11 protein-coding genes are annotated in these 9,895 nt (G+C 67.7%); 4 read left to right on the forward strand and 7 right to left on the reverse strand.

The window, feature by feature from the left end; all coding sequences use genetic code 11:
• The first annotated feature begins 20 nt into the window (after positions 1-20).
• The 3 genes from thrC to moaD are packed head-to-tail and all read left to right on the forward strand — an operon-like array spanning position 21 to position 3,032.
• Complete coding sequence (gene thrC, locus Q0S71_RS05205) at positions 21-1,496, forward strand: threonine synthase (protein WP_295992278.1); 1,476 nt, start codon at positions 21-23, stop codon at positions 1,494-1,496.
• A gap of 29 nt (positions 1,497-1,525) precedes the next feature.
• Positions 1,526-2,764 carry a gephyrin-like molybdotransferase Glp gene (gene glp / locus Q0S71_RS05210; RefSeq protein WP_295992280.1) on the forward strand — a complete coding sequence of 413 codons (1,239 nt, stop codon included), beginning with the start codon at positions 1,526-1,528 and terminating at the stop codon, positions 2,762-2,764.
• Positions 2,765-2,774: 10 nt separating this feature from the next.
• Positions 2,775-3,032 carry a molybdopterin converting factor subunit 1 gene (gene moaD / locus Q0S71_RS05215; protein ID WP_295992282.1) on the forward strand — a complete coding sequence of 86 codons (258 nt, stop codon included), beginning with the start codon at positions 2,775-2,777 and terminating at the stop codon, positions 3,030-3,032.
• Here the strand turns inward: moaD and Q0S71_RS05220 are convergent.
• Positions 3,029-3,307: a hypothetical protein gene (locus tag Q0S71_RS05220; protein ID WP_295992284.1), complete on the reverse strand. Its 279-nt coding sequence runs from the start codon at positions 3,305-3,307 to the stop codon at positions 3,029-3,031. The two genes, moaD and Q0S71_RS05220, sit on opposite strands and share 4 nt — an antisense overlap.
• Positions 3,308-3,393: 86 nt before the next feature.
• Between Q0S71_RS05220 and Q0S71_RS05225 the strand changes: the two genes are divergently transcribed.
• Complete coding sequence (locus tag Q0S71_RS05225) at positions 3,394-4,680, forward strand: TIGR03862 family flavoprotein (RefSeq protein WP_295992287.1); 1,287 nt, start codon at positions 3,394-3,396, stop codon at positions 4,678-4,680.
• A gap of 67 nt (positions 4,681-4,747) precedes the next feature.
• On the opposite strand, the gene Q0S71_RS05230 is transcribed toward Q0S71_RS05225, so the two are convergent.
• The 6 genes from Q0S71_RS05230 to hpnC form a co-directional block, all read right to left on the reverse strand.
• The gene (locus tag Q0S71_RS05230; RefSeq protein WP_295992290.1) at positions 4,748-5,557 is read right to left on the reverse strand and encodes a head GIN domain-containing protein; all 810 of its coding nucleotides are present in this window, start codon (positions 5,555-5,557) and stop codon (positions 4,748-4,750) included.
• A gap of 48 nt (positions 5,558-5,605) precedes the next feature.
• Complete coding sequence (locus Q0S71_RS05235) at positions 5,606-6,391, reverse strand: DUF1700 domain-containing protein (RefSeq protein WP_295992292.1); 786 nt, start codon at positions 6,389-6,391, stop codon at positions 5,606-5,608.
• A gap of 11 nt (positions 6,392-6,402) precedes the next feature.
• Positions 6,403-6,540: a hypothetical protein gene (locus tag Q0S71_RS05240; protein ID WP_295992295.1), complete on the reverse strand. Its 138-nt coding sequence runs from the start codon at positions 6,538-6,540 to the stop codon at positions 6,403-6,405.
• A gap of 139 nt (positions 6,541-6,679) precedes the next feature.
• Entirely contained in the window at positions 6,680-8,131 is a 1,452-nt protein-coding gene (gene hpnE, locus Q0S71_RS05245; RefSeq protein ID WP_295992298.1) for a hydroxysqualene dehydroxylase HpnE, read from the reverse strand.
• Complete coding sequence (hpnD, locus tag Q0S71_RS05250; RefSeq protein ID WP_295992301.1) at positions 8,107-8,940, reverse strand: presqualene diphosphate synthase HpnD; 834 nt, start codon at positions 8,938-8,940, stop codon at positions 8,107-8,109. The genes hpnE and hpnD overlap by 25 nt, the downstream gene beginning before the upstream one ends.
• A 38-nt stretch (positions 8,941-8,978) precedes the next feature.
• On the reverse strand, positions 8,979-9,851 hold the full coding sequence (gene hpnC / locus Q0S71_RS05255; RefSeq protein WP_295992302.1) for a squalene synthase HpnC: 873 nt from the start codon (positions 9,849-9,851) through the stop codon (positions 8,979-8,981).
• Positions 9,852-9,895 lie beyond the last annotated feature (44 nt).

The following is a 9,895-nucleotide window of genomic DNA, read 5'->3' on the forward strand; positions in this document are numbered from 1 at the left end:
CAACCGGACTTTTCTCATCTATGCAATACGTGTCTACCCGCGCCGCCGCGTCGGCCGCATCGTCGTCGCCCCAACACTTTTCCGACATCCTGCTCGGCGGCCTGGCGCCGGACGGCGGCCTGTATCTGCCGGCCGACTACCCGCAGGTGAGCGGCGCCGAACTCGATGCGTGGCGCAAGCTGTCCTACGCCGACCTGGCCTATGAAGTGCTGAAAAAGTTCGCCACCGATATCGCCGACGCCGACCTGCGCGCGCTGACCGCCAAAACCTACACCAAGGAAGTCTACCGCAACGCCCGCGCCGGCGAAAAGGCGAGCCAGATCACGCCGCTGCGCGTGCTCGAAGAGGGCCGCGGCGGCAAGCTGGTATTGCAGGCGCTGTCGAACGGCCCGACGCTGGCGTTCAAGGACATGGCCATGCAACTGCTCGGCAATCTGTTCGAGCACGCGCTGGCCCAGAGCGGCGGTCAGCTCAACATCTTCGGCGCCACTTCCGGCGACACCGGCAGCGCCGCCGAATACGCGATGCGCGGCAAGCGCGGCATCCGTGTGTTCATGCTGTCGCCGCATAAAAAAATGAGCGCCTTCCAGACCGCGCAGATGTTCAGCCTCCAGGACGAGAACATCCACAACATCGCCGTCGACGGCGTGTTCGACGATTGCCAGGACATGGTGAAGGCGGTCTCGAACGACCTGCCGTTCAAGGCCGCGCAAAAAATCGGCACCGTCAATTCGATCAACTGGGCGCGCGTCGTGGCGCAGGTGGTGTACTACTTCCGTGGCTACCTGGCCGCCACCACCGCCAATGAACAGAAGGTCTCGTTCACGGTCCCGTCGGGGAACTTCGGTAACATCTGCGCCGGCCATATCGCCCGCATGATGGGCCTGCCCATCGACAAACTGGTGGCCGCCACCAACGAGAACGACGTGCTCGACGAATTTTTCCGCACCGGCGTCTACCGCGTGCGCAAGCCGGCCGAAACCTATCACACCAGCAGCCCGTCGATGGACATCTCGAAAGCGTCCAACTTCGAGCGCTTCATCTACGACCTGGTCGGCCGCGACGGCGAACGCACGCGCGCCCTGTTCCGCAAGGTGGACACCCACGGCGGCTTCGATTTGTCGGGCCAGCCCGGCAGCGACGGCGATGAATTCAAGCGGGTCGCCAAATACGGCTTCAAGTCCGGCAAGTCGACCCACAAGGACCGCCTCGACACGATCCGCGACGTGGCCGACGATTACGGCATCGTCATCGACACCCACACCGCCGACGGCATCAAGGTCGCGCGCGAACACATGGCGCCGGGCGTGACGATGATCGTGCTCGAAACCGCGCTGGCCGCGAAGTTCAACGAGACCATCCTCGACGCGCTGGGCGAGAACGCCGCGCGGCCGCCCGGCTTCGAGAACATCGAAGCGCTGCCGCAGAAATTTGTCGTGATGTCGACCGACGTCGCGAAGATGCAAGCCTATATCGCCGCCAACACCGGCCTGTGATGAAGTGATGATGACGTGAAGATAAATTTATGAGCGAGTACCAACCCAAGCCGCTGATGGCCGTGCGCGTAGCGCTCGATTTCCTGCTGGCCGCCGCGCGCCCCGTCGCCGAAACGGAAACGATACCGACGCTGAACGCCAACGGCCGCGTGCTGGCCAGGGCGCAGACCTCGGCCATCAACGTGCCGGCCATGGACAACACGCAGATGGACGGCTACGCCGTGCGCGCCGCCGATTGCGTCAGCGGCTCGGCCACGCTGACGGTGTCGCAGCGGATACCGGCCGGCCACGTCGGCCAGCCTTTGCTGCCGGGCAGCGCGGCGCGCATCTTCACCGGCGCGCTGATCCCGGAAGGCGCCGACGCCGTCGTCATGCAGGAACAGTGCGAACTGGTGGACAACCAGGTCGCCAATTTCGTCACCGTCAACCACGCGCCCAAGCCGGGCGAATGGATACGCCGCGCCGGCGAGGACATCACGGCCGGCAGCGTGATCCTGCCGGCCGGGACGCGGTTGCGCAGCCAGGAGCTGGGCCTGGCCGCGTCGGTCGGACTGGCCGAGCTGCCGGTGCGGCGCAAGCTGCGCGTGGCCGTGTTCTTCACCGGCGACGAGCTGGCGATGCCGGGCGAGCCGCTGGCGCCGGGCGCGATCTACAATTCCAACCGCTACACGCTGCGCGCGCTGCTGGAAAATCTCGGCTGCGACATCACCGATCACGGCATCGTGCCGGACTCGCTGGCGGCCACCCGCGCCACCCTGCGGGCCTGCGCGCGCGACCACGATTTGATTATCACGTCCGGCGGCGTCTCGGTCGGCGAGGAGGATCACATCAAGCCGGCGGTCGAAGCGGAAGGGCGCCTGAACCTGTGGCAGATCGCCGTCAAGCCGGGCAAGCCGCTGGCCTTCGGCGAAGTGGGGCAGGCCTTTTTCGTCGGCCTGCCGGGCAATCCGGTGTCGAGCTTCGTCACGTTTTTGCTGTTCGTGCGGCCCTTCATCCTGCGCCTGCAAGGCGTGGAAGACGCGCGGGCGCTGGCGCCGGCAGCGTATGCGATGCGGGCCGATTTCCACTGGCCGAAAGCGGACCGCCGCAACGAATTTTTGCGCGCCAGGATCAACGACGACGGCGGCCTGGAACTGTTCCACAACCAGAGTTCCGGCGTGCTGACGTCGACGGTGTGGGGCGACGGCTTGATCGACAATCCGCCGGGACAGACCATCGCGCCCGGCGACACGGTGCGCTTCATCCCGTTCAGCGCCTTACTGCATTGAGAGCCATGAGATGAATATTACGCTGCGATTTTTTGCCGGCGTGCGCGAAACGCTGGGCACGTCCACCGAAACGCTGGCGCTGCCGCACGACCTGCACACGGTCGGCGCGGTGCGCGCGCTGCTGATCGAGCGCGGTGGCGTGTGGCAGGAGGCGCTGGGCGAAGGCCGGCTGCTGCGCATGGCCTGCAATCAGATCATGTGCGACGCCGACACCGGCGTCACCGAAGGCTGCGAAGTGGCGTTCTTCCCGCCGGTGACGGGCGGTTAATTGGCGCCGGGTTTTTCCAGCTTGCCGGGATTGAGAGCTTTGGCGGGCGCGCGCGGTTTGCCGATGTCTTCGCACCTGCCGCAATATTTGCTGGCGCGGTAGCGCCGGTAGCGCGACGCCGTGAACAGGGCGGCGGCGATCAGCGCCCACGCGGCGGCGCTGAGCATGTCCTGCGCCGCGAAGTCGCCCTGGTACCATTCGACCGCCGCCAGGATCGCAAACAGCGGCAGGGCCGCCAGCAGATAGCCTTTGATCCAGTACGCTGCGCCCATCATGTCTCCCGTCTCAAGTCAGTTCTGCTAGTATGCGCCTGCGTCCGCACGGGCTCAATCAATAATTTCATCATGGTCTGGCCGATTTCATGCACTCCAATTCCACCCCTCCCCGCGTCGTCGTCATCGGCGGCGGGCCGGCCGGCCTGATGGCGGCGCAAGCGCTGGCGCAGGGCGGCGCCCAGGTCGACCTGTACGACGCGATGGCCTCGGTCGGCCGCAAGTTCCTGCTGGCGGGGCGCGGCGGCATGAACATCACGCACGCCGAGCCGTATGCCGATTTCGTCACCCGCTACGGCGGCCGCGCCGGCGCGCTGCGGCCCATGCTCGACGCCTTCGGACCGCAGCAGGTGCGCGACTGGGTCCACGGCCTGGGCGTGGCGACCTTTGTCGGCACCTCGGGCCGCGTGTTCCCGACCGATATGAAGGCCGCGCCGCTGCTGCGCGCCTGGCTGCATCGCCTGCGCGAAAGCGGCGTGCGCCTGCACATGAGGCACCGCTGGCTTGGATGGCGCGGCGCCGCGCTGCTGTTCGCCACGCCCGACGGCGAGCTGGCGGTGGACGCCGACGCGGTGTTGTTGGCGCTCGGCGGCGGCAGCTGGGCGCGGCTTGGCTCGGACGGCGCCTGGCTGCCCTTGCTGGCGCAGCGCGGCGTCGACGTGGCGCCGCTGCTGCCGGCCAACTGCGGTTTCGATGTCGACTGGAGCGCGCATTTCAGCGACCGTTACGCGGGGCAGCCGCTGACGACGGTGGCCATCGAATCGACCGGCGCCGACGGCGCGATGCGGCGCAGGCAGGGACAGTTCGTGGTCACGGCCGGCGGCGTCGAGGGCAGTTTGATTTATGCGCTGTCGGCGGCCTTGCGCGACCAGATCGCGGCCGATGGCGAGGCCGTGATTTATCTGGACCTGCTGCCTGACCTGTCGGCGCAGCGGGTGGCCGATGAAGTGCTGCGGCCGCGCGGGGCGCGTTCGATGTCCAGCCATTTGCAGGGACGCTTGGGGATCAAGGGCGTCAAGTCGGGATTGCTGCGCGAGTGTCTGAGCGCGCGCGAGTTTGCCGATCCGGCGTCGCTGGCGCGCGGTTTGAAGCGCTTGCCGCTGCGCTTGCGGCGCGCGCGTCCGATCGACGAGGCGATCAGCAGCGCCGGCGGCGTGCGCTTCGAGGCGATGACGGGGGCGATGCTGACGGCGCTGCCCGGCGTGTTCGTGGCCGGCGAAATGGTCGACTGGGAAGCGCCGACGGGCGGGTATTTGTTGACGGCTTGCCTGGCCGGCGGGCTGGCGGCGGCGGCCGATGTGCTGGCGTGGCTTGCGCGCGCCGCTGCGGGATCAGCCACCGTCGCCACTACGGGGTCAGACCACGGTTTCGAATGAATCTCGCGAAACCATGGTCTGACCCCGGTTTCGCTGTCCCGGTTTCGCCGCTGTACACCTCACCGCGTCACTGATCCCAGTGCACTTCGCCGGAGCCGCTGCGGCTGACGCTGCGCCGGTCCGGGCTGCCGTACACGCGGATGTCGCCGCTGCCGCGCAAGGTCAGGTCGGCCGATTTGCGCGCGAACACATTGGTGTCGCCCGAGCCGTTCAGGCTGACGCTGACCTGGTCCGACGCCAGGTGCTGGGCGTTCAAGTCGCCCGATCCGGTCAGCTCGGCGTTCAGCGTCGTGCAGCTGCCGCTGGAGGTGATCTGTCCCGATCCGACCATCTCCAGGTCGACGCTGTCGCTGTTGCCGGTATTGAGGTTGAGGTCGCCGCTGCCGTGCACGGCAGCGGCCATCTGCCGATAATGTCCGTTGAACTTGACGTTGCCCGAGCCGTGCAGCTGCAAGTCGAACTTGTCGCCGCTGAAGCCGTTGACGCTGCTGTCGCCGCTGCCGCGCACCTCCAGCCTGTGCAGCGCCGGCAGCACCAGTTCCACCTGTAGCGGCCGGCGGTGGTGCAGCAACATGCCCCGGGTGCCGATGCGCAGCGTGGCGCCGTCCTGCGTGGTGTCGACATTGGCCAGCAGCCGCTCCTCGCCGCGCACTTGCAGCGACGCCGTCACGCCCTGGCGCAGCGTCAGGTTGATCGGGCCGCTCAGCTCGACGCTGGTGACGTCCTGCGTCACGGGCCGCACGTCGCTGCCCTGGGCGCGGCCGGCCGCGCTGGTCGGATTGCTGAGGCCCTGGGCCCGCAGCATGCTGTACGACACGCCGATCAGCGCGAAGGCCAGCAGCAGCAGGGTGACGCCGATTTTGATTAGTGACCGCATGATGGCGAGCTCCCGATGGTGTGGCGATGTGCGATGGCGCGGTCCGCGTCAGCGGCCGCGCAGCAGCGAAAAATTCATCGCCACGTAGCGCTTGATGGCGGTGACGGTGTAGCGGGTCAGGACCACGCTGAGCAGCGCCACCAGTATGCCGGCCAGCACCATGGCCAGGCCGATGGCCGTTTGCGTGGCGCGCGCATCGTTGCCGTCGTCGGCCGAGATCAGCAGGCTGCCGCCGCCCATCGCCTCGGCCCGCTGCAACAGCTTGACGTGCTTGCCGTCGCTGGCGGCGTCGCCGGCGGGCGCGGTCTCTTCGTGCAGGCGCACCGAGCCGTCGCCGATGGAGAGCCGGGTCTGCATCCTGGCATCGTGATCGTCGCTGCGGTCGTGGTCGCGGTCGAAATCGACCAGGCTGTGCAGCGGGCCTTCGAACACCAGTTCGTTGACGCCCGACAGGCCGCTGGCCGTCACGGCGACGCCGGCGATGTAGAAGCTGAAGGCGAGGGCGTAGACCGTCATCAGCAGCGCCGCGTAGACGGCGGCGGGAATGACCATGAACAGGTTGAAGATGGCCAGGCCGATCAGCGACATCAGCATGCGCAGCAGGTTGCGCGGGCTGCGCTTTTGCTCGAACTCGCTCAGGTGGCGGTTGGCGCGCAGGGTGATGGCGATCTTGCGCGGCTCGTCGAGCTCGGCGGCCACGTCGTTTTCGCGGCGGCCGGCGGCCACGCCGTCGATGAAACGCTGCTCGTAGTAGGCCAGCGTCTTGGCGATGGTGTCCGGCGGCAGGCCGCTCATGGCCTGTTTCAGCGCGTCCAGATATTCCAGCTTGTTCATGGTGCCGCGCCTCAGAGGAGCGCAAACGCCGCCACGGCGACGCATGCCGTGGGCTCGGCCGCCTGGGCCGGCAATGCCACGATGCTGGCGGTGCTGATGGCCACCAAGGCGAGCACGGCAAGGGTTTTGAAGCTGAGCGCGGCGTTCATGGAGTCTCTCCGTTGACACTTTCTGTCGATGGTGGGACTTTACGCAAGCGCGGCGCGTCCGGCCATTGAGTTGCGACAGGATGCAGTATCGATGCCTCAGGCGACATAATCGACCGATAGCCGGCCGCCGGCGCCGGCGTCAACCCTCGCTCCACAGGCCGGCGGCCGCCGCGATGCCGCTGCGGACGGCCGCTTCCAGCGTCGCCGGATAGTCGCCGCCAACGTCGCCGCTGCCGGTGTAGTCGCCGGCGATGGCCAGCCGCGCCAGGCCGCTGGCGTTGGCGGGGCGCACCAGACCGGGCGCGCAGGCGTGGGTGGCGCGTTTTTCGGTGATGACTTGCTGCCACAGCGGCCGCGCCAGCTCGGGCCGGCCCAGCACGGCGGCCAGCTGGCCCGCGATGGCCGCCGCCAGCGTTGGCTGGTCCAGCGCGGCGGCGTCGCCGGCGGCGCTGATGACGACGGCCAGCAGGCCGGCCTGGGCCGCGTCGAGCTGGCCCCGGTCGAACACGAACTGGCCCCATAGCTGCTGCGACGCGTCGTCGAGCAGCGCGTAGAAGGGCTGTCGCAGCCGCACGCCGGCGTCATATTGCAGATAGCAGGTGGTGATGGCTTCGGGCGTGAATGCTTGCAGGCTGGCCTGCAAGGCCGTGGTGTCCGCGTCGGCGATGCTGTGCAGCAGCGTCGCGGCGCGGCCGGCGGCGGTGGCCAGCACTACGCCGTCGAAAGCGGTGTCGTTGTGGATATCTGGGGCGACGTGGTGGCCTGCATCATCCTGGCGGCCGGCGCCCGGCACGTCGAGCCGCCAACGGCCGTCGTCCTGCCGGTGCAGCGCGTCGACCCGGGCGCCGGTCAGCACCCGGCCGCCGCGCTGGACGACGTACTCGGCGGCGGCGGCGGGGAACAGGGCGCTCAGGTCCACCCGCGGCAGCAGCATGTCGGAGGCGGCGCGGCTGGCGCCCAGGCTGTCGCGCAGCACGTTGAGGAAGATTTGCGCCGAAGCCCGTTCCGGCGGCGTGTTCAGCGCCGCCAGGCACAGCGGACGCCACATCAGCCGGACCAGCCGGGGCGTCTGGCCGAAGCGTTGCAGCAGTTCGCTGACGCTGCAATCGGTGTACAGCCTCCAGTCCATCCAGCGCGCCGTGGTCGAAAAGCGCGCCAGCGACAGCTTGTCGGCGCGCTCCAGGCCGGTGGCGCGCAACAGGGCGCCCAGCAGGTGCAGCGGCGCCGGCAGGCGCGGCGCGATGAAGTCCATGCCGCCCGAGCCGGGCGGATAGCGCATTTGCAGCGGCAGCGTCAGCAGCGCGGCGTCGGTGGCGATGCCCACTTGCCGCATCAGCCGCAGCGTGTCGCGGTAGGCGCCGAGCAGGATGTGCTGGCCGTTGTCGAGCCGCTTGCCGTCGAACTCGACGCCGCGCGCGCGGCCGCCCAGCGTGCGCGCCGCCTCGAAGACGGTGACGGCGTGGCCGGCGCGCGCTAGCTCGACGGCGGCGGCGCAACCGGCCCAGCCGGCGCCGACGACGGCGACCCTGCGTCGGGCGCTCGATTCAGCCACGGTCGGGCGCCGCGTCAGCCACGGATATACGTTTTCCACGCCAGCCACAGCTTGCGGATCGGCGTCAGCGAAATGCGCTGTTGCAGCACGTGGTAGCCGTCGGCCTCCACTTCGGTCAGCAGGGTGCGGTAGATGGCGGCCATGATCAGGCCGGGACGCTGGGCGCGGCGGTCGGCGGCCGGCAGCAGCGCGAAGGCTTCGTCGTAGGCGACCTGGGCGCGGGCGACCTGGAACTTCATCAGGTTTTCGAATTTCTCGCTGTGGCGGGCGTTCAGCAAATCGGCCGCCGTGACGCCGAACTGCTGCAATTCGTTGACCGGCAAATAGATGCGGCCGTTGCGCGCATCTTCGCCGACGTCGCGGATGATGTTGGTCAGCTGGAAGGCCAGGCCGAGTTTCTCGGCGTATTGCAGCGTTTCCGGCCGGGTCGCGCCGAAGATGCTGGCCGACAAAATCCCGACCACGCTCGCCACGTGCCAGCAATAGCGCTGCAAGCCGGGATAGTCGAGGTAGCGGGTCTGGTTCAAATCCATTTCCATGCCGTCGATGATGGCCTGCATATGCTTTTCTTCCAGCGCATACGGTAGCAGATGCGGCTGCAAGGCCAGCGTCACCGGGTGCGACTGCTTGCCGGCGTACATGGCGGCGATTTCCGTGCGCCACCAGGCCAGCTTGATGCGGGCCACGCCCTCGTCGGTCGCCTCATCGACGGTGTCGTCCACTTCGCGGCAAAAGGCGTACAGCGCAGTGATGGCGCGGCGCCGTTCCGGCGGCAGGAACAGGAAGCTGTAGTAAAAACTGGAACCGCTGGCGGCGGCTTTTTGCTGGCAGTATTCGTCTGGGGACATGGGCAGAAATGCAAGGTTGAGCCTATCGAGCCGCCATTCTATAGGTGATAGGCGCCGGGCGAGGACAGTTTTTCGTTATCGCGCAGGCTTTGCAGCGACTTTTTCATGCGCACCGCGCGCCAGAATATGGTCAGCCAGTCGGTTTTGCCCAGTTGCGGGCGGCGCCGGAACACGTCGTAGTTGACTTCCTCTATCGCTTCGAGAATGCGCAGGCCGCCTTGCACCACCATGCGCAGCTCGAAACCGATGCGCCCGCGCAGGCGCAGCGCCAGCGGGGCGCCGCTCAGCAGCAGGGCCCGGGTGCGCACGACTTCAAACCGCATCAGCGCGCGCCAGCGCGGGCGGGCGTCCGGGTGGTCGAGCGCGGCCGGCGAAATGGCGTAGCGGTTCAAGTCCTCGAGCGGCAGGTAGATGCGCTCTTTCTGGATGTCGATGGCCACGTCCTGCAGGAAATTAATCAGTTGCAGCGCCGAACAGATGGCGTCGGAATCGCGGATATTGTCTTCATCGGCCTGGCCGTACAGCGACAGCATCAGCAGCCCGACCGGGTTGGCCGAACGGGCGCAGTAGTCGAGCACGTCGTCATAAGTGGCGTAGCGGCTGACCACCACGTCTTGCTTGAAGGCGGACAGCAAATCGTGGAACGGGCGCATCGGCAGCGCGTGCTCGCGCACCGTTTGCGCCAGGCGCTCGAACATGGGCGCGTGCGGCGGTTCGGCGCGCTCGATGCGGGCCAGCGCCGCTTCGTAGGCGCTCAGCGCGGCGAGCCGCTGCGCGGGCGTGGCGTCGCCCTCGTCGGCCAGGTCGTCGGCGCTGCGGGCGAAGGCATAGAACGCTTCCACGGCCGGACGCAGGCGGCGCGGCATCAGGATGGAGGCGACAGGGAAATTTTCGTAGTGTTCGACAGGCATGAGGGACTTTTATATTAATGACGCGAAAGTCATTTGCAAACGAA

This window comes from Rugamonas sp. (assembly GCF_025354735.1).
GTDB lineage: Bacteria > Pseudomonadota > Gammaproteobacteria > Burkholderiales > Burkholderiaceae_D > Rugamonas.